The organism is Polaribacter sp. Z014 (assembly GCF_023555435.1).
Taxonomy (GTDB): domain Bacteria; phylum Bacteroidota; class Bacteroidia; order Flavobacteriales; family Flavobacteriaceae; genus Polaribacter.
Genome location: NZ_JALCZP010000011.1, coordinates 57,097 through 77,263, shown reverse-complemented (window position 1 = coordinate 77,263; position 20,167 = coordinate 57,097). Strand labels below are relative to the sequence as shown.

The 20,167-nt window shown below is 30.8% G+C and carries 15 protein-coding genes; 8 read left to right on the top strand and 7 right to left on the bottom strand.

The window, feature by feature from the left end:
- Nucleotides 1–34 precede the first annotated feature (34 nt).
- Complete coding sequence (locus MPF19_RS12935) at nucleotides 35–355, bottom strand: DUF59 domain-containing protein (protein ID WP_203391802.1); 321 nt, start codon at nucleotides 353–355, stop codon at nucleotides 35–37.
- 39 nt (nucleotides 356–394) lie between these two features.
- Nucleotides 395–820, bottom strand: coding sequence for a SufE family protein (locus MPF19_RS12930; protein ID WP_203391801.1), 426 nt, complete (start codon nucleotides 818–820; stop codon nucleotides 395–397).
- A 72-nt stretch (nucleotides 821–892) separates the two neighbouring features.
- On the opposite strand from MPF19_RS12930, the gene MPF19_RS12925 reads away from it, so the two are divergent.
- From MPF19_RS12925 to MPF19_RS12905, 5 genes are all read left to right on the top strand, one after another.
- The gene (locus MPF19_RS12925) at nucleotides 893–1,819 is read left to right on the top strand and encodes a PfkB family carbohydrate kinase (protein ID WP_203391800.1); all 927 of its coding nucleotides are present in this window, start codon (nucleotides 893–895) and stop codon (nucleotides 1,817–1,819) included.
- A 67-nt stretch (nucleotides 1,820–1,886) separates the two neighbouring features.
- Nucleotides 1,887–3,785 carry an amidophosphoribosyltransferase gene (locus tag MPF19_RS12920; protein WP_249988554.1) on the top strand — a complete coding sequence of 633 codons (1,899 nt, stop codon included), beginning with the start codon at nucleotides 1,887–1,889 and terminating at the stop codon, nucleotides 3,783–3,785.
- 222 nt (nucleotides 3,786–4,007) lie between these two features.
- On the top strand, nucleotides 4,008–6,977 hold the full coding sequence (locus MPF19_RS19425) for a DUF8693 domain-containing protein (protein ID WP_249988553.1): 2,970 nt from the start codon (nucleotides 4,008–4,010) through the stop codon (nucleotides 6,975–6,977).
- Between the two features lie 153 nt (nucleotides 6,978–7,130).
- Nucleotides 7,131–9,617 (top strand): zinc-dependent metalloprotease, encoded by a 2,487-nt coding sequence (locus MPF19_RS12910; RefSeq protein ID WP_249988575.1) that lies wholly within the window; start codon nucleotides 7,131–7,133, stop codon nucleotides 9,615–9,617.
- Between the two features lie 274 nt (nucleotides 9,618–9,891).
- Complete coding sequence (locus tag MPF19_RS12905) at nucleotides 9,892–10,845, top strand: tRNA-dihydrouridine synthase family protein (protein ID WP_249988552.1); 954 nt, start codon at nucleotides 9,892–9,894, stop codon at nucleotides 10,843–10,845.
- Nucleotides 10,846–11,051: 206 nt separating this feature from the next.
- Here the strand turns inward: MPF19_RS12905 and MPF19_RS12900 are convergent, their stop codons facing one another.
- Nucleotides 11,052–12,680 (bottom strand): mechanosensitive ion channel family protein, encoded by a 1,629-nt coding sequence (locus MPF19_RS12900; protein ID WP_203391797.1) that lies wholly within the window; start codon nucleotides 12,678–12,680, stop codon nucleotides 11,052–11,054.
- Nucleotides 12,681–12,780: 100 nt separating this feature from the next.
- On the opposite strand from MPF19_RS12900, the gene MPF19_RS12895 reads away from it, so the two are divergent.
- Both MPF19_RS12895 and MPF19_RS12890 read left to right on the top strand, forming a co-directional pair.
- On the top strand, nucleotides 12,781–13,182 hold the full coding sequence (locus MPF19_RS12895) for a Spy/CpxP family protein refolding chaperone (RefSeq protein WP_249988551.1): 402 nt from the start codon (nucleotides 12,781–12,783) through the stop codon (nucleotides 13,180–13,182).
- 187 nt (nucleotides 13,183–13,369) lie between these two features.
- Nucleotides 13,370–13,846 (top strand): hypothetical protein, encoded by a 477-nt coding sequence (locus MPF19_RS12890; RefSeq protein WP_249988550.1) that lies wholly within the window; start codon nucleotides 13,370–13,372, stop codon nucleotides 13,844–13,846.
- Between the two features lie 176 nt (nucleotides 13,847–14,022).
- Here MPF19_RS12890 and MPF19_RS12885 read toward each other — a convergent pair whose 3' ends face one another.
- From MPF19_RS12885 to MPF19_RS12875, 3 genes are all read right to left on the bottom strand, one after another.
- A complete protein-coding gene (locus tag MPF19_RS12885; protein WP_203391794.1) occupies nucleotides 14,023–14,538 on the bottom strand; it encodes a gamma carbonic anhydrase family protein in 516 nt (171 codons plus the stop codon).
- Between the two features lie 29 nt (nucleotides 14,539–14,567).
- A complete protein-coding gene (locus MPF19_RS12880) occupies nucleotides 14,568–15,299 on the bottom strand; it encodes a LytR/AlgR family response regulator transcription factor (RefSeq protein ID WP_249988549.1) in 732 nt (243 codons plus the stop codon).
- Nucleotides 15,300–15,594: 295 nt separating this feature from the next.
- A complete protein-coding gene (locus MPF19_RS12875; protein ID WP_249988548.1) occupies nucleotides 15,595–17,799 on the bottom strand; it encodes a tetratricopeptide repeat-containing sensor histidine kinase in 2,205 nt (734 codons plus the stop codon).
- Nucleotides 17,800–18,037: 238 nt separating this feature from the next.
- Here MPF19_RS12875 and MPF19_RS12870 point away from each other — a divergent pair, with 238 nt between their 5' ends.
- On the top strand, nucleotides 18,038–19,168 hold the full coding sequence (locus MPF19_RS12870) for a vWA domain-containing protein (protein ID WP_249988547.1): 1,131 nt from the start codon (nucleotides 18,038–18,040) through the stop codon (nucleotides 19,166–19,168).
- 126 nt (nucleotides 19,169–19,294) lie between these two features.
- Here the strand turns inward: MPF19_RS12870 and MPF19_RS12865 are convergent, their stop codons facing one another.
- Nucleotides 19,295–20,086 carry a DUF2797 domain-containing protein gene (locus MPF19_RS12865; RefSeq protein WP_249988546.1) on the bottom strand — a complete coding sequence of 264 codons (792 nt, stop codon included), beginning with the start codon at nucleotides 20,084–20,086 and terminating at the stop codon, nucleotides 19,295–19,297.
- Between the last annotated feature and the right edge of the window lie 81 nt (nucleotides 20,087–20,167).

Genomic DNA, 20,167 nt, shown 5'->3' with positions numbered 1-20,167 from the left:
TAGTTGTTTTTATTTCTTAGAACTGAATACTATTTTATAGCATTCCTAATTCTAGTTTTGCTTCTTCACTCATCATATCTTGTGTCCAAGTAGGATCGAAAGTAATTTCTACTTCACACTCGTTAATTTCCTTTAAAGTTTTTACTTTATCTTCAACCTCAACAGGTAAACTTTCTGCAACGGGGCAGTTAGGTGATGTTAAAGTCATTAATATTTTTGCATTATTTTCTTCAGATACAAAAACATCATAAATTAAACCTAATTCGTAAATATCTACAGGGATTTCTGGATCGTAAATTGTTTTTAAAACATTTACTATTTTATCTCCTACTATTTCTAACTCTTTATCTGTCATTATATTTCTTTTAACAATGGCTTTATACCCCTTGTATTTTTAATTCATTAATTTAGTTTGTTGTGCTATTGCATACATTTTTATGTACTTAATCATAGAAACTAAACCATTAGCTCTTGTTGGCGATAAATGTTCTTTTAAACCAATTTCATCAATAAAATCTGTATTTGCAGCTAAAATATCTACTGGTTTTTGATTTGAGTAAACCCTCAATAATAATGCCACAATTCCCTTTGTTAAAATAGCATCACTATCCGCAGAAAACTTAATAACATCATTATCTAATTCAGAAAATAACCAAACTTTAGACTGACATCCTTTTATTAAATTCTCATCTAATTTATGTGCATCATCAATAATTGGTAAAGATTTCCCTAGCTCTATAATGTACTCATAGCGTTCCATCCAATCATCAAACATAGAAAACTCATCAATAATTTCTTCTTGTATTTCTTTGATAGTCATTTTTAAAACTTATTTTTGCCTTTTTTAAAACGCATTTTTATAAAATGCAAAATTACGTATAAAATCTAAGAAATGAGTAAATTATTAGCAGTTGGTACAGTAGCTTTTGATGCAATTGAAACCCCTTTTGGGAAAACTGATAAAATATTGGGGGGTTCTGGAACCTATGTAGGTCTAGCTGCAAGTCAGTTTGGAGTAAAAACAGGCGTTGTTTCTGTAGTTGGTGGAGATTTTCCATCTTCTTATCTAGAAATGATGAATTCTAAAGGAATTAATACTGATGGAATTGAAGTAGACAAAGAAGGTAAAACTTTTTTCTGGAGTGGTAAATATCATAATGATATGAACTCTAGAGATACCTTAATTACAGAATTAAATGTATTAGAAACATTTACACCTGTTGTACCAGAAAACTTTAAAGACGCAGGTATTGTTATGTTAGGAAACTTACATCCGTTAACTCAAGCCTCTGTTATAGACCAAATGTCTGAAAGACCAAAATTAGTAGTATTAGATACTATGAATTTTTGGATGGATATTGCTTTAGATGATTTACATACTGTTTTAAAAAGAGTAGATGTAATTACTATTAATGATGAAGAAGCACGTCAATTATCTGGAGAATATTCTTTAGTAAATGCTGCTAAAAAGATTCATGAAATGGGACCAAAATACGTGGTTATTAAAAAAGGAGAACATGGCGCATTATTATTTAATGAAGGAAACATGTTTTATGCACCAGCATTACCTTTAGCAGAAGTATTTGATCCTACAGGAGCAGGAGACACATTTGCTGGTGGTTTTTGTGGTTATTTAGCTAAAACAGAAGACATTTCATTTAACAACATGAAAAATGCAATTATATATGGTTCTAACTTAGCTTCTTTCTGTGTAGAAAAGTTTGGTACAGAACGTATGCAAGAGCTTACTGCAAAAGAAGTTAAAAAGCGATTACAAGCTTTTAAAGAATTAACACAATTTGATATAGAAATATCTTAATTTTAATCCGCGGTTTTTGCTGCGGATTTTTTTTTACAACAACACAACAAAAAAACCATAAATACCAATGAGTGATGCTATTAAACATGAATGTGGAATTGCACTTGTTAGATTAAAGAAACCGTTACAATTTTATAAAGACAAATACGGTTCTGCTTTCTACGGAATTAATAAAATGTATTTATTAATGGAAAAACAGCACAATCGCGGACAAGATGGTGCCGGTTTTGCTAGTGTAAAATTTAATGTAGCTCCAGGTACAAGATATATTAGTAGAGTTCGTTCTAACCAATCGCAACCTATACAAGACGTGTTTGCTCAAATTAACGAGCGTTTAAATGGTGTTTTAGAACAAAACCCAGATAAAAAAGACGATGTTGCTTGGCAAGAAGAAAACATGCCTTATGTTGGTAATTTGTTTTTAGGACACGTACGTTACGGAACTTTTGGTAAAAATAGCATAGAAAGCGTACATCCGTTTTTACGCCAAAGTAACTGGAAACACAAAAATTTAATAGTTGCGGGTAACTTTAACATGACCAATTCTAATCAAATATTAGAAGAATTAATTGAGTTAGGGCAACACCCAAAAGAATTTACAGATACGGTAACTGTAATGGAAAAAATTGGTCATTTCTTAGAAGATGAAGTTGGCAAATTATACCAAGAAGCAAAGAAAAAAGGATTTAATAAAAAAGATGCTTCACCCTATATTGAAGAAAATTTAAAGCTTAAAAAAGTATTAAAAAGATCTTCTAGAAACTGGGATGGTGGTTACGCCATGGCTGGTATAGTTGGGCATGGAGATGCTTTTGTATTAAGAGATCCAAACGGAATTAGACCTACCTATTTTTACGAAGATGATGAAGTTGTTGTAGTTGCTTCAGAAAGACCTGTTATTCAAACAGTATTCAATGTAAAAATTGACGAGGTACAAGAATTAGAAAGAGGGCATGCTTTAATCATTAAAAAAAGTGGAAAAACTTCGATAAAATTAGTCAACGAACCTAAAGAAAATTTAGCATGTTCTTTTGAGCGTATTTACTTCTCTAGAGGAAGTGATGCTTCTATTTATGAAGAGCGTAAAAACTTAGGAAAATATGTTTTTCCGGAAGTTCTAAAATCTATAGATAACGATATTTCTAACACTGTTTTTTCTTTTATTCCTAATACAGCAGAAACTTCATTCTACGGAATGACAGAAGCTGCAGAAGACTTTTTAAATCAGCAAAAAACAGCAAAAATTTTAGCAGGGGTTGGTAAGTTATCAGCCGAAAAAGTTACAGAAATATTATCTGCAAGACCTCGTTTCGAAAAAATAGCCATTAAAGACGCCAAACTAAGAACTTTTATTGCAGACGATAGCAGTAGAGATGACTTGGTAGAACATGTATATGACATTACTTATGGTGTAGTAAAACCAACAGACAATCTTGTAATTATAGATGATAGTATTGTTAGAGGTACTACTTTAAAGAAAAGTATTATTAGAATTTTAGACAGACTAAGCCCTAAAAAAATAGTAGTAGTTTCTTCTGCTCCACAAATTCGTTACCCAGATTGTTACGGAATAGACATGGCAAAAATTGATGGTTTTATTGCTTTTAATGCAGCTTTAGAGTTATTAAAAGACACCAATCAATATCATATTGTAGACGAAGTTTACAAAAAATGTAAAGCGCAACAATCTAAATCTGATACCGAAATTATAAACTATGTAAAAGGAATTTACACCCCCTTTACTGCCGAAGAAATTTCTGCAAAAATTGCAGAAATGTTAAAAACAGAAGATATTAAAGCTGAAGTTGAAGTTATTTATCAAACGATAGAAGGCTTGCATAAAGCTTGCCCAGATAATCTAGGTGATTGGTATTTTACCGGTAATTATCCTACTCCAGGAGGAATGAGAGTTGTAAACCAAGCTTACATTAACTTTTACGAAGGAAACAACGAAAGAGCGTATTAACTACACTTTTTTATTACCGTATATTCTATATTTCTAGTTTTCCTTTTATTTAACAACTTACACCAATAGATCTACAAATTAATTTGTAGATCTATTATCACTATTTAAAATAAAAAAAAAATATTTTTGCTACATTATTAAAGAAATTAAACAGTTATGTTAAAACACTCCCTAAATATGTTTTTTCTAAAATCACTACCTTTTATTTTTATATTACTAAGTGTGAGTTCTTTTGCCCAAAAAGGTCCTGGAGGAGTTGGTGACAGTAGTAATAATGGCCTTTGGTTAAGGGCTGATAGTTTTTCTTCTTACGGTTCTGTTAGTTCTTGGAAAGACACTTCTGGCAACAATAACAATGCAGGTCAAACAGCACCTACAAAGCAACCAATCAGCCATTCTACTAGTAATTTAAATGGAATGCCAATTGTACGTTTTGATGGAGCATCTGGTGTTACAAACGGTGATGAAATGGCAGTACCTGATGCCGATATATTAGATGGTACCGCAGGTATTTCTTATTTTGTTGCACTAAGACCTAATAATTTAAACGCTAGTCCAAGAGGTATTTTAGGCAAGAGGATAAGCTCTGGAAATACATATAATTATTCTTATACTTGGTTTTTTTGGCAAACACCCCAAAATTTATACGTGGACCTTCAGACTCAAGATGATCGTTTTTATACTAACGAAACGTTTTCCAATAACATTAACTATATTTTATCTTATACTTTTGATGGTAGTCTAGTTTCAAGCGAACGAAGTAAGATTTATAATGAAATGAACTTAATAAGAACATCTAATGAAACTAGTACAATGATAGAAAACAGTAACCAACCTTTAGCAATAGCTGCTTTAAATGTTGGTTATGGCACATATTTGGGAGCGGATTTCGCAGAAATTATACATTATAATTATACAGTTACTGAAGTAGAAAGAATTATAATAAACAATTACCTATCTGCTAAATACAACATAACTTTAACTAATAATGATTTTTATGATGAGGATACTACAGGAGAAAATTTCGATTTTAAAGTAGCCGGTATTGGACAAGCATCAGATGGCTCTAACCACACAGACTCTCAAGGATCCGGTATTATCAGAATAAATACACCATCAGCATTGTCTAATGATACCTTTTTATTTTGGGGAGAAGATGTTAAAAATGCAAATTATAACTTTTCTTCGTCCGCTGCTACAAACTATAATGAAAGATTAGACACTAAATGGAGAGTTAGTAAACGTAATAATTTAGGTACAGTAACTTTATCTTTAAAAGCATCAGATATTACTTTTAATTCTCCTGATGGATGTAACGCTTTAAAATTAATAGTTAGTAATTCATCTACCTTTGCAACAAAAACAAGTTATGATTTAGTATTATCTGGTGGAGTCTACACCGCAACCGGAGTTACCTTCAATGATAATGATTACTTCACTTTAGAGTATAAGGACTTAATTGTTTTAGATGGCACAACATTTTATAATGGCGCCGGAACTTCTAACGCTCCAAATACTACAGATGGTTGTTATAAGTTATTAGTAAAGAATACAGCAACAGGTAGTCTAACGTTAACAGAAAATGCAAATGTAAGAGAAGTAGAAGTTGAGACTGGCGGAATTTTAAGCACAGCTTCAAATATTTTACTACAAGTAACAAATGGTATTCAGAATAACGGAGATATTAGATTAGTTGGTAATTCTCAACTAATACAAACACATGGTGGTACAAATCTTAATACAGGATCCGGAAACCTTTATGTAGATCAAAAAGCAAATACTTCTAACTTTTATCAGTCTGGTTATTGGTCTTCACCTGTAAGAAAAGCAGGAACAGCAATAGGAATAGATTTTGCCATTAATGATGTATTAAAAGACGGTTCTGTTGCAACCGCATCAACCTCTTCAGTTGGAGAAGCTGTTGATATTGATTTTATTGTGGGATATGATGGAGATGCATCTTCTTCACCCATTAAGATTAGCAAAAGATGGTTGGCTAAACTAATTGACGCACCTGATTGGACAAGGTACCTAGACCCTACATCTGCAGTTTTAAAACCAACCTACGGTTGGAATATGAAAAGTGTTGGAGCAACTTTTACCTTTAAAGGACTACCTAATGATGGTACTTACACGTCTACAATTACCAAAGATAATTATAGTTTATTGGGTAATCCCTATCCTTCTGCATTAGATTCTGAAGCTTTTATAGCAGATAATTTATCTGCCATCAATGGTACTTTGTACTTGTATAATAGCGCAAGTGACAATACTCATGTAAGAGGCAGTTATACCGGTACTTACACAACCATTGTGTCTAGAGTTACTATTGGAGGCGGAATATATCTGCCGATTGGACAAGCATTTTTTGTTACAAGAGAAGCAGATGGTTCTGGTACAGTAACATTTCAAAACTCACAAAGAACTATAACAGACGTTAGTGATACTGCTTCAATATTAGCTAAAAGCAATCAAAAGAATAAGTATAAAAGTGAATATAGTTTCCCTTTATTAAGACTAGGTTTTAGCGTTGAAATTGATAGTGACTTTACATATAAAAGACAACTAGCAGTTGCTTTTAGAAACCTTACACAAGGTTACGAAAATGGTTTTGATGGAGAAATGTTTGACCAAAAACCAAGTGATTTAGGCTTGATAGTTAAAGATAGAGAGCTTCCTTTTGTAATATCTACCGTAGAGGAATTTAATAATGAAATAGAAATTCCTTTAATCTTAGTATTAGATAAAAACAGAAAAGTGACTTTTAATATAGATGCTCTAGAAAATTTTGATGAGGCTTCTATCTTTTTAAATGACCGTTTAGAAAATAAATTCTATAATTTATCTGAAGAAAAAGTTGTTTTAGATTTAATTCAAGGAACCTATTCTAACCGTTTTTTTATCACCTTTAAAAAGGAAACGTTATCTCTTAATGACGATGTCTTTAATGAAAATTTTAACGTGTATCAAAATGATATTTCTAAAGAACTTGTCATAAATAATTTAGGAGAACAAACCATAAATAGAATAACTTTATACTCTTTAACAGGTAAAAAAATACTTAAATTAGAAAAAGACGTATTATTGAATAACGAAATAAGAATTAAAACGAATAAGATTTCAACTTCCCTGTATGTCATTAAAATTAAAACGGAACAAGGTGTTACTTCCAAAAAAGTATTTATTAGATAAGTAAAGCACTAAAAATTAGAATTATAAAAAAGCATCCTAAAATTTTGGATGCTTTTTTTTTGTATTACAAGTAGTTTGTCTTTAACATATAATTAAGATTGCTATTTTTTTAGATTCCTTAACTTCGAAACCAATTCAAACAACATTTTAATGATGTCAAAAAAATTACTTACTAAATTATTTTTAGTTGCTTTTGTTTTTGGTTTTACAATCCAAACAGAAGCCCAATTTTGGAAGAAAAAAAAGGACGAAACTCCTAAAGAAGCTCCAAAAAAGAAACCCGAAAAAGGAGACTTACAACCTTATAACAAAGTAGTAACCAAAGACTTTACAACGGACGAGGGTTTATTTAAAGTTCATTCAAAAGACAATACATATCTTTTTGAAATACCAGATTCCCTTTTAACAAGAGAAATGTTAATGGTTACAAGAATTGCAAAAACTGCAACTGGTATTGGTTTTGGTGGCGGAAAAACCAACACACAAGTTTTACGTTGGGAGAAGAAAAAAAAACAAATACTCTTAAGAATTGTTTCTTATGACATCGTTGCAGACACTATTTTACCTGTTCATGAAGCTGTTGTTAATTCTAACTTAGAACCTATACTATTTTCTTTTCCTATAAAAGCAATTAGTAAAGATTCTACTGCAACAGTTATAGATGCTACTGCCCTATTTTCTGCAGATATAAAACCCTTAGGTCTTCCTGGGTTTTACAGAAAAACATATGGGGTTACAAGAATGGATAAAGATCGTTCTTATATAGAACGAGTAAGTAGTTACCCACAAAATATAGAAATTAGACATGTAAAAACATATTTTGCAAGTAAGGCACCTTCTAATAATGCCCTAGGTTCTATTACCTTAGAAATGAGTAATTCAATGGTTTTGCTACCAAAGGTTCCTATGAAACGTAGATATTTTGATGAACGTGTAGGTTGGTTTGCACGCGGACAAACAGATTATGGTTTGGAAGCTCAAAAAAGTAAAACGGTTACTTATTTAGACAGATATCGTTTAGAAGTAAAAGATGAAGATATCGAAAAATTTAAAAGAGGAGAATTAGTAGAACCTAAAAAACAAATTATTTACTACGTAGACAGAGCAACTCCAGAAGAGTGGGTTCCTTATATTATACAAGGAGTAAATGATTGGCAAGTTGCTTTTGAAGCAGCAGGTTTTAAAAATGCAATTGTAGGTAAAAGAGCACCTAGTAAAGAAGAAGACCCAGAGTATAGCCCAGAAGATATTCGTTATTCTGTAATTAGATATTTAGCATCACCTATTCCTAATGCAAACGGTCCTCATGTTAGTGATCCTCGTTCTGGAGAAATTTTAGAATCAGATATTAACTGGTATCATAATGTAATGTCTTTATTACACAATTGGTTCTTTATTCAAACTGCAGCGATTAATCCCGATGCAAGAGGAAACAATTTTAAAACAAAAACCATGGGAGAATTAATCAAATTTGTGTCTTCTCATGAGCTAGGGCACACGTTAGGTTTACCACACAACATGGGGAGCTCTACTGCATATCCTGTAGATTCTTTACGCTCTGCATCTTTCACTAAAAAATACGGAACAGCTCCATCAATTATGGATTATGCTCGTTTTAATTATGTGGCACAACCAGAAGATAAAGGTGTTGCTTTAATGCCAAATATTGGTGTGTATGATAAATATGCTATTTCTTGGGGATATAGACCAATTCTTGATAAAACTGCTAAAGAAGAAAAACCAATTTTAGATGCTTGGATTTTAAAACATGCGGGAGACCCAATGTACAGATTCGGACATCAACAAGCTACAGGTGTTGTAGACCCAAGCTCTCAAACGGAAGATTTAGGAGACAATGCTATGAAAGCTTCTATGTACGGTATTAAAAACTTACAAAGAATTTTACCGAGATTAGAAGAATGGACTTCTGAAAAAGGTGAAAATTATGATGAATTATCTACGATGTACGGACAAGTTTTAAGTCAGTTTAATAGATATATGGGGCATGTAACAGCCAATGTTGGTGGTGTTTATGAAAACTTTAAAACTACCGACCAAGAAGGTGCTGTTTACACGTGTGTAGACAAAGCAACTCAAAAAGAAGCTTTACAATTTGTAATTGATGAATTATTTAAAACACCTACTTGGATGCTAGATAAAAATATTTTTAACAAAACCGAATTTTCTGGTTCTGTAGAAAGAGTGCGTGGTTTACAAGCTAAGACTTTAAATAATATATTAGATGCTGGAAGAATGGCTCGTATGATAGAAAATGAAACTTCTAATGGTACTAGTGCTTATTCATTAATTAATATGATGAGCGATTTAAGAAAAGGAGTTTGGAGCGAAATCTATGCTGGTAAATCTATTGATACCTATAGAAGAAACTTACAAAGAGCATATTTAGATCGGTTAGATTATTTATTAAATAAAGCAACTGACCAAAAAGGTTATAATAGCGGTTATAGAAAAAGTACTGGTATTACTATCAATCAATCTGATGTAAAATCTTTAGCAAGAGGCGAGTTGAAACGTTTACAACGTGATGCAAAATCTGCTTCTAACAGAGGGAACACTTTAACACGCTACCACTTGCAAGATGTTGTAGACAGAATTGATACTATTTTAGATCCTAAATAATTTAAAATATTCATCACATAGAATTATAAAACCTCATCAAATTTGATGAGGTTTTTGTTTAAACTAAAGTTCTAAATAAGTCATCCGATACGGGAAATTCAAAAATTCTAAAACTCAAAATCTTTTACATCTTTAGTTTTTTTTGAGGGCCTAGCTCAAACAAGTGGTACCATAAACAAGGTATCGCTGCAATACCAAAGAAACTTATTTGCTTTATCACTTTTTATAATAAACGCATTAAAAAGTATTCTATATTTGCAGCACAATATTTTTTATGAGTCAAACTCTTTTATCATCTCCTTTACAAGGCTTTACAGATTACAAATTTAGAAATGCTTTCAATCATTTTTTTGGTGGAATAGACACTTTTTATTCGCCTTATATCCGTTTAAACGGAAAATTAGTGATTAAAAATTCTTACAAAAAAGACATTCAATTAGATAACAATAATGAGTTAGAAGTAATTCCGCAAATTATTACCAATGATGTAGATGAATTTCTATTTGTTTCTAAATATGTAAGAGAATTAGGTTATAAAGAATTAAACTGGAATTTAGGCTGCCCCTACCCGATGGTTACCAAACGTGGTATGGGTTCTGGACTAATTGCCGATCCAGAAAAAATAAATAGCATTCTTCATAAAATTCATAATGAATCTGACATTTTAGTTTCAATGAAAATGAGAATGGGGTATGATACGCCAGAAGAAATATTGGAGACTTTACCTGTTTTAGATAAATATCCGCTAAAAAACATTGCCATTCACGCAAGAATAGGAAAACAATTATACAAAGGCGGAACAGATTTAGATTCTTTTCAGAAATGTGTAGACAATACAAAGCACAAATTGTATTATAATGGTGATATAACTTCTGTAGCCACATTTAAAAAACTACAAGAACGTTTTCCATCCATAGATCATTGGATGATTGGTAGAGGCTTAATTGCAGATCCTTTTTTACCAAGTATGATAAAAAACGACACCACAGAATACCCTAAAAATAGATACGATCTTTTTAACGAATTTCATGATCGAATTTTCACAGAATATGATGCTGCGCTTTCTGGACCAACACCTATTAAAATGAAAATGCTAGGTTTTTGGGAATACTTTTCTCAGAGCTTTTCCAATCCTCAAAAGACTTTTAAAAAGATTAAAAAAGCAGGAAATTCAAAAAAATATGAAATTGCTGTTAAAGAAATTATTAAAGAAGCTAAAAATGGCTAATTAAATTCGGCATTGCGAGGTACGAAGCAATCAGCTTGATCTATTAGCCGCTTGTTTCGTATACTCGAAATGAGATTCCTCTTCGTCCCTCATTCGGAATGACATCCGTTTTAAAATTGACTTTTCTAATTAATAAAGCGATCCTCCAATAACAGATAATAGTGCTATTTTAACTACAGATTGCTTCGTAAACTTTCTATGTAAAGTTATTCAGTTTCACTAGGGTTTTCTTTATTAAAATCGCTAACAACAGTTGCAATTACAGTATCTATTCGTTCTTTATCAATATCGTATTTTGGGTTTAAACCTTTTTTCTCTGGAAAAGTTTCTATAGTAACCGTAGTAGAAGGAAAAGCAAAATCTACCCCTAATTCTTTCGCTAATTTTACGATTGCTATATGCAATCTGTGTTTAGAAGACTGCTCTACTCCCCAAGTTAAACTTTTAAAATACACATTTACCATAATCAATAAAGCAGAATCTCCAAAACCTGTAAACTCTACATTATAAGAGTCAGAACGAGTCTCTGGATGTGCAATAATAATTTCCCTTACACCCTTTACAAAAGCTTCTATTAATTCTGGAGGTGTATCATAACGCAAACCTAAGTTTGTATTGTAACGTCTAAATAAACGCAAGCCTTTATTATTGATCACCAATTCAGACAATCTACTATTTGGTATTTGATAAATAGAAGTATCTGCTGCACGTACTTGTGTAGACCTAAACCCTACTCTTTCTACAGTACCCACAACTTCACCTGCTTCAATCCAATCATCTATATGAAAAGGTTTATCAAGAAAAATCATAATGGTACCAATTAGGTTTTTTACAGTGTCTTGAGAAGCCAACGCAAATGCCAAACCTCCAATAGTTGCACCAGCAATCATTGTTGTAGTATCTACACCAAAAAGAACTAATAATTTTAATACACCAGCTACAAGAACCAAACCTGTTAAGAAACTATGTAAAATAGGTACTAATTGATCATCTAATCTACCATGAGTTCTCTCAGTAAACTCTGCATAAATACGCATTACAACTTGCACTAATTTTAAGAAAACATAAATCCAGAAAACTGTTTCTGCAATATTTAAAGCTAAAAACACCCATGTATTTGTGGTTAACCCAAATTGTAAGGATGGAAAAACTTTATCTATAAAGGTTAACGTAACCAATAAACTTATTGGATGCGCCAATTTCTTAATCACTTTATTAACTTCAAAATTAGTGTTTTTGGTAATTTGATGTTGTAATTTTAGTAGTAGAAAAAAAGCGAATCTCTTTGCTATTAAAAAAATAAAATACCCTAGAACAAGCATTAATAACAAACCTGCTATTTGCCAAAGCTCTAAACCTACTATTTTTTTTCGTCCAGAAACAGGAATTAATTTCTGTAATTTTTGAATATACCAAGGGTACACCTCTTTGTATAAACTTTCTATTTTTGTTATTGTTTCTGTTGAGTAATACCAATTATTACCTATTTTTTCTACATAAATCTGAGGCATCCTTTCAGGAAAAATTACATATTTAGAATAAGAAGAATACCCTACAGTATCTTTATAATTAGGACTAGTAGGAATCTTGTTCATATCTACATATAAACCTTTACCATCTAAAACTTGTTTTATTTTAATTGCTTTTTCAACTGCTTTCTCTTTAGAGAATCCTAAAATAGTTTTCGCAGCTTTTTCAGGCTCGTAAGAATCTGATTGTAAAAAATATAAATGTGTATAAATGGTAGCGTGAGGGTTACTCAAATCTACACGAATACTATCTTGTGCTATGGTAAATGTTGGTAATAAAAAAAGGAGCCACAAAAATTTTTTCATCTTTTTTTCTTAAAATTGTGTTAAACAGAAATACAAATTTAAACCTTTTCCTTTTTTAAGTGTCAAAGATGTGTAATTATTAAATAACAAAACAAAAAAAATGAAAAACATAGTAACTATTTTAGTATTTGTATTAGCTTTTACATTTACTGCGCAAGCGCAAAAAAAAGGAGGAAAACCTTCTGCTGAAAAGATGCTTAAAAAAATAACAAAAGATTTAAGTTTATCAGAAGATCAACAAAGTAAAATTAAACCTTTATTAGAAGGACAAATGGCTGATAGAAAAGCTGCGATGGAAAAAAGAAAAGCCACACAAGAGTCTGGAGAAAAACCTAGTAAAGAAGAGCGCAAACAATTAAATGCTGATAGAAAAGAAAAAGCTGCTGCTTTCAATACTGAAATGGCAAGTATTCTAGACAAAGATCAATTTGCTAAGTTTGAAGCAATGGCTAAGGAGAAAAAAGGAGATGTTAAAAATAGAGTTAAAAAACAAAAAAATTAAAAATTTTATGTAACTAGTTTTGGGTTGATTAGTTTATTAAAAAACTCGGTTTCTTTATTGAAACCGAGTTTTTGCTTTTTAAACACTTTTTATCTGTTAAATACTTGTTAAACAAAAAATTACATTAAACCTTTTTATTTATAAACAGTCAAAGAAATATAAAACAAAACATTAAATTTATATAGATATGAAAAAATTAGCAAGCATCTTAGTATTCGTTTTTGCAGTAACATTTACTACACAAGCACAGAAAAAAAGACAAGGAAACGGAGAAAGAATCTCTAAATTATCAATAGAACAACATGCTTCTTTAGCTGTTAAAAAAATGTCACTAACTTTAGATTTATCTAAAAATCAACAAGAGCAAATTAAACCTCTTTTGATGGCTCAAATGGCAGAAAGAAAAGCGTCTATGGCAAAAAGAAAAGCGAATAGAACAGCCAACAAAAGACCAACAGCAGATGAAATGTATGCTATGCAAAACAAGCAATTAGATAATAAGATTACCATGAAAAATCGTATGAAAGACATTTTAGATAAAGAACAACTGGTAAAATTTGAAGAAATGCAAAAAGCCAGAGGTAAAATGGCGATGAATAATAGAAAAGGATCAAAAAATAATAAAGGGAATAAAAAAGGAAATAAAACTCAACAAGGAAAGTAAACTAGTTTTGGTTGATTAGTTGATTGAAAAAACCCGATTTCTTAATTGAAATCGGGTTTTTGTGTATATAACGAATTGGTGTTTTGCGTTAGGGATTGAACGGTCTGTTTGAGCTCTTTTTTGTGTTTACAAAAAAAGCGAGTAGTGAAAGCCCGACCTTGAGTAACGCCCAAAATTTACTCTTTAAACCAACTTGAGTATTTTACATAATTGTTAGCAATTCTATCTATCTCACCAGAAATTAATTCTTGAGAAATATCTTTTACTTTTTTAGCAGGAACTCCAGCATAAATACTTCCACTTTTTACGTGCGTATTTTTAGTGACTACTGCTCCTGCAGCAATAATTGAGTTAGATTCTACCACACAATCGTCCATAATAATGGAGCCCATACCCACCAAAACATTGTCGTGAATTGTACAACCATGTACCATGGCATTGTGCCCAATGGAAACGTTATTACCTATTGTTGTAGGCGATTTTTGATATGTTGCGTGTATAACTGCCCCATCTTGAATGTTGACTTTATTACCAATTTTTATATAATGCACATCGCCACGAATTACTGCATTAAACCAAATACTACATTCTTTACCTAGAGAAACATCGCCAACAATAGTTGCGTTTTCTGCTACATAACAATCTTCTGGTATTTGTGGGTGTTTTCCTTGTACGGATTTTATTAGTGCCATTTTTTAAGTTCTAAAATTGAACTATAAATTTACTTAAAATATGACAATAAATTTCCTTTTTGAGAGGCAGAAACTAAAATTTCTTTTCCGTTAGAAACAATTACGCTTCCTCCTTTTCCTTTTTTATATTTGGTAATGGCATTTACATTTACCAAATACGATTTATGAATTCTTGCAAACGTATATTCGGTTAATGCCTCTTCGAAATACTTTAGGGTTTTACTTACTAATTTCTTTGAGTTTGCTAAGTGAATTTCTGTATAATTATCGTCTGCCTTACAAAAAACAATATCGTTTATGTCTAAAACTTCAAAACCGTCTTGTTGCGGAATGGTTATTTTACCCGTTGCCGAATTTTTTTTTGGAGCTAATATTTGATTTTGTAGCTGGTTTTCTTTTTCCTTAATTTCGGTAACAATATTTACTGCTTTTATAAGTTCGTCTATAGAAATTGGTTTTAACAGGTAATAACTTGCGTGACTATTTAAGGCTTCTATTGCATAATGATCGTACGCGGTTACAAAAACGGTTTCAAAAGTTCTGTTTTCTACTTTTTCTAATAAATCGAACGCGTTACCAAAAGGCATTTCTACATCTAAAAACACCAAATCTAATTCGTGCTCTTTAATTAATTTGTAACCATCATCAATATTACTTGCTTCGCCCAACAACTGAACATTAGGGCAGTATTTACCAATATAATTTCGCAGAATATCTCTACTTATTTGTTCGTCTTCTACAATAATTGCTTTTAATTTCATAGACTTATTTATTTTTTTTGAAGCTATTTCCTGCTTTCCGCACTCGCTTTTTTAATTCTGAAAAAGAATTAAAAAGAGCTCAAACAATTGCTTCAATCAGGGCTAAACTTATTTGCCAACTTTTTTAATATTAATAAATTAAAGAATAATTAGCAGCCAATTATAGATTCCTGCCTACGCAAAAATGACAAACTATTCTCAATCTATATCTTATTTCTTGATTAAAGAAGTAAATCTTATTTAGCTAAAAACTGTAATTGAGTACTGTTTTACTGTTACTGAAAACTGCGACTGACTACTTCTTTTTCAATAACAACTCAACCTTAGTTCCTTCTCCGTTTTCTAAAACATTAGAAACAACCACAGAAATTCTGTCTTTATACATATCATTTAAAATAGCAATTCTATTTTTTATGTTATTCATTCCTTTTGATTGCTGTTTCAGTTGATTTTTGGTCTTTAATTCTTGTGATCTCTTTCTTCCTATTCCGTTATCTTTTATGATAACCGAAACCGTTTCATTGTCTTTTTTAGCAAATGAAACCTCTAAACTCCCAACGTCTTTTCTGTATCTTAATCCATGCCAAATGGCATTTTCTATATAAGGTTGCAACAACATAGGCGGAATAGAAAATTGTTCTAAATTGATGTTTTCATCTACAGAGATTTGATACTCGAATTTTTCCTTAAAACGATTATGCTCTAACTTTACATACAATTCTAGTAATTCTATTTCTTTTGTTAAAGGAATAAAATCTTCATCAGAATTTTCTAAAACGGCACGCATTAAAGCCGAAAATTCTGATAAATAGCGGTTGGCATTCCGTTCGTCATTTACCGCAATAAAACTGTTAACAGAATTTAAGGCATTAAAAATAAAATGAGGATTCATTTGAGAGCGCATCGATTTTAATGCCAATAAATTATTTGCTAATTTTTGTTGTTTGATATTTCTAAACATAAAATACGCCAACAAACTCATCAATAAAAAACCACCTATTAAACTATAAATAATTAATCGTTGTCTTTGATTACTTTCTTCGGATAATTTTTGATCTATATACGCCAAACTAATTTTACTTTCTGCCAATTCTTTGTCTTTTTCTAAACTAGAAATTCGGTTTTGATTGTCGGAAATTTTCTTAGAAAAACGTTTTACTTGCTGAATTTCTTGTTCTTTTTGTATGTAAGATTCATCTACTAATTGTACATAATCTTGGTAGCTTTTTAATGCTTTATCATAGTCACCAACCGTTGCATACACTTCAGATAATTTTCTAGTAGCATCTTTTTCTATGGTAATATCCTTTTTTTCATCCGCATCTTTTTTACTTTTTTCTAAAAACGGAATCGCATTTTGATAGTCTTCTTTTAAAATATAGGCGTTACCAATTTTATAGTTTATTTTTTGAGAAGTAATAGAATCTGGTTCATAATTTAACTTTTTTTCTGATGTTTTGTTTTTCTCAGCTTTTAAAAGACTTTCTTTTCTTAATTTAATTTCATCATCAAATTGATTTGATTTATTATAAAAATCGGCTACTTTTTCTTCTTCTTCTAAAGCTCTATTTACATTTTCTTTTGTAGCTAGATCTAACGAGTTTTTAAACTGAATATTTGCTTGAGTTATATTTCCTTCGGATGCAAAAACAGTTGCCAACTTAGAGTTTAAATCGGTGATTTTTGGAGTTACTAAGTTTTTTTTAGCAACATTTAAAGATTGCTGATAATACTTTTTTGCCTTTGAATATTTTTTCAATGAAAAAACAACATCTCCCAAACCTTCTAAAACAAGAATCCGTTCATAGTTACTCAGTTTTTGCTTTTCTAATTCAGCGTATGTTTTTTTACTTTCACCAAAATCTTTTAATAAAAACTGAGCATTTGCCAATGCGATCTTTGTTGCCGTATTTTCTTTTATCTGAATAGAAAGTTTGTAATTATTTACAGCTAAATCATATTGTTTCCAATACAAATAAATATCTGCTAGTGTTTTATAAGAAACTGAATTCCGTTGCTTAGATTCCTTATTTTGTAACGTTTTTTCTACAAAAGACAAACTTAGATCGATGTCTTTTTTCTTATAAAAATTAGCTGAATCTAAATATTGATGATAATAATCTGGTGCCTTTATCGATTTCTCTTTTCGAGAACTTTTACTCATAATAAGCTCTCTTTCTGACTCCAAACCTTCTACCAAAATTTTTATTTCTTCATCCGATTTTATCGTATAATAAACCGTTTCAAAATCCGGATTCGAAACTCTTAGTTGGTCTCCTACTCTAGCTTTAATTAAATAACAACTTCTAACTTCATCATAATTAAAATACTTTCCGCTTACAAAAACCTCTGCATTTTTAATATAGTCTCCAGAATCTTTATTTTCTACAACAACCTTTACATCGAATTGATTGGTTTGGAAATCTGTATTTATTTCTTGTGCAGAAACAGCTACAAATAAGCAGATAAAAAGTCCCGTTATGTAATTTTTTAAAATCATTCTGTTATTTAATACTGTAAACATACACACAAAAAAGCATCCAAAAAAATGGGAATTCCTTTAATATGTCCATTTTCTCAATTAAAAATAAAGTGTTACTCAATTTGTATTCTCATTCACTCAATCAAAAGGAGGTTTCACTCATTATCGGTTTTATAAGAAGAAAGTTGGTGTTAATATTGACCTATCAAACGCAACCAACCTTTTAATCATTTATAAAACCTAAAAACAATCTATTATGAAAAATTCAGTATTAAAAGTCGTATCAGTGCTACTCTTATTTGTAACCACAAATTATTTTGCAACAGACAAACCATCAACAGAAAAAGTAGAAAAGCAAACCATTAAAGTTGCATTATTGCTAGACACCAGTAGCAGTATGGATGGATTGATAAACCAAGCAAAAGCACAACTTTGGGAAATTGTAAACGAGCTTTCTTATGCTAAATATGGCGTTCAGAAACCTAATTTAGAAATTGCTTTGTATGAATATGGTAATTCTAGATTATCCTCTAGAGAAGGGTATATAAAACAAGTACTACAGTTTAGTAACGATTTAGATGAAATTTCTGAAAAACTTTTCTCTTTAACCACAAATGGCGGAAACGAGTTTTGCGGACAAGTAATAAAAACTTCTTTAAACGAGCTTTCTTGGGGCGAAAATAAAAACGATTTAAAGCTAATTTTTATTGCTGGTAACGAACCTTTTACACAAGGTAAAATTAATTACAAAGAAGCTATTACAGATGCAAAAGAAAAAAATGTAATTATCAATACCATTTTTTGTGGTAATTATTCAAACGGAATTTCTGGAATGTGGAAAGATGGTGCTGATATAGGTGGTGGCGATTATATGACAATAAATCAGGATAAAAAAATTGTACATATTGTAACTCCTTATGATGACGATATTCTTATTCTAAACAAAAGATTAAACAAAACCTATATTTATTATGGCAACAAAGGATATTCTAAATTTTCTTCTCAGAAAGAACAAGATATGAATGCGGAGTCTTTAGACGAAGTGGTTATTGTAAAAAGAGCAGTTAGTAAAAGTTCTCGTTTGTATGATAACTCTAGTTGGGATTTGGTAGATGCTGATAAAAAACAGCAAGTAGATTATAAAAACATCGAAAAGAAAAAACTACCTAAAGAATTACAAAATAAATCGGAATCTGAAATAAAAAGTTATGTAAAAACAAAAGCTAAAGAACGTACCGAAATTCAGCAAAAAATTAAAGAACTAGATGCCAAAAGAAGAAGTTTCATTACTAAAAAACAAAAAGAAGGTACCAAAAAAGATGAATTGAATAACGTTATGATAAATGCCATTAAGAGACAAGCTAAATCTAAAAATTATTCTTGGTAAAAGGTAATACTGTAGTTATTTAGCGGAGCCACACAGAGCATTCCACAGAGATTCACAGGAAAAAAACAATGACTTTCTCTGTGAATCTTTGTGTAATAATTATTTTGTTTAGTTTAACATAGAATTTTAGATAGTTATAGAAACCACCAAACCTTCATTACTCCTAACATTAAAAACAGTCTCGTCTTCAAAAATTAAATACTGTCCTTTTATTCCAACTAATTTACCTTTATAAGTTGGTGTTTTAATCAAGTTTAAACTTTTAGGCTTTTCCGGATATTTTATAACTGGAAAATTAATATGTGTTTCAGAATTATTTTCGATAAAGTATTCTTTTGCTTCTTCTGGTATAAATTCTTTTAATTTTTCTCGCCAAGCTACCAAATCCACATCTTCAATATCATTTTTTAGCATTTTACGCCAATTGGTTTTATCGGCCACATGGTCCTTTAAAACAACCTCGGTAATACCTGCTAAATATCTATTGGGAGCTTCCAAAATTTCAATAGCTTCATGCGCTCCTTGATCTATCCAACGTGTTGGCACTTGCGATTTTCTTGTTACACCCACTTTTACATTGCTAGAATTTGCCAAATACACAATATGTGGCTTTAATTGTACCGCTTGTTCATACGCTAAATCTCTATCTTCTATCCCTAAATGTGCTTTGCTTAATTCCGGCTTCATAATCCAATCTGCGGCACTCGGAATTTCAAAAAAACAAGATTTACAAAAACCTTGTCGATAAATTTTCTTTTCTAAACCACAGTTTAAACATTCATAAGTTACAAAATTGATGGTTATTTCTTTATTTATTAACTGATTCATGTTTATAAAATCAGTTTTCATATCTAAATAATACTGAATTTGTTCTGCATTTTCAGTCATCATTTTTTTTAAAACTCCTTGGTAAATCATCGCACAAATTTTAGTATTTTTAAACTTTGGTTTTAAAACAGTACTTGTTCTAAAATCCTTTAAAACAAACTTACGATTTTC

Bases quoted from the DNA above. Each gene is read 5' to 3' on its own strand.
- MPF19_RS12935 (WP_203391802.1), bottom strand. From the start codon at position 355: ATGACAGATAAAGAGTTAGAAATAGTAGGAGATAAAATAGTAAATGTT.
- MPF19_RS12930 (WP_203391801.1), bottom strand. From the start codon at position 820: ATGACTATCAAAGAAATACAAGAAGAAATTATTGATGAGTTTTCTATG.
- MPF19_RS12925 (WP_203391800.1), top strand. From the start codon at position 893: ATGAGTAAATTATTAGCAGTTGGTACAGTAGCTTTTGATGCAATTGAA.
- MPF19_RS12920 (WP_249988554.1), top strand. From the start codon at position 1,887: ATGAGTGATGCTATTAAACATGAATGTGGAATTGCACTTGTTAGATTA.
- MPF19_RS12910 (WP_249988575.1), top strand. From the start codon at position 7,131: ATGTCAAAAAAATTACTTACTAAATTATTTTTAGTTGCTTTTGTTTTT.
- MPF19_RS12905 (WP_249988552.1), top strand. From the start codon at position 9,892: ATGAGTCAAACTCTTTTATCATCTCCTTTACAAGGCTTTACAGATTAC.
- MPF19_RS12900 (WP_203391797.1), bottom strand. From the start codon at position 12,680: ATGAAAAAATTTTTGTGGCTCCTTTTTTTATTACCAACATTTACCATA.
- MPF19_RS12895 (WP_249988551.1), top strand. From the start codon at position 12,781: ATGAAAAACATAGTAACTATTTTAGTATTTGTATTAGCTTTTACATTT.
- MPF19_RS12890 (WP_249988550.1), top strand. From the start codon at position 13,370: ATGAAAAAATTAGCAAGCATCTTAGTATTCGTTTTTGCAGTAACATTT.
- MPF19_RS12885 (WP_203391794.1), bottom strand. From the start codon at position 14,538: ATGGCACTAATAAAATCCGTACAAGGAAAACACCCACAAATACCAGAA.
- MPF19_RS12880 (WP_249988549.1), bottom strand. From the start codon at position 15,299: ATGAAATTAAAAGCAATTATTGTAGAAGACGAACAAATAAGTAGAGAT.
- MPF19_RS12875 (WP_249988548.1), bottom strand. From the start codon at position 17,799: ATGATTTTAAAAAATTACATAACGGGACTTTTTATCTGCTTATTTGTA.
- MPF19_RS12870 (WP_249988547.1), top strand. From the start codon at position 18,038: ATGAAAAATTCAGTATTAAAAGTCGTATCAGTGCTACTCTTATTTGTA.
- MPF19_RS12865 (WP_249988546.1), bottom strand. From the start codon at position 20,086: ATGATTTACCAAGGAGTTTTAAAAAAAATGATGACTGAAAATGCAGAA.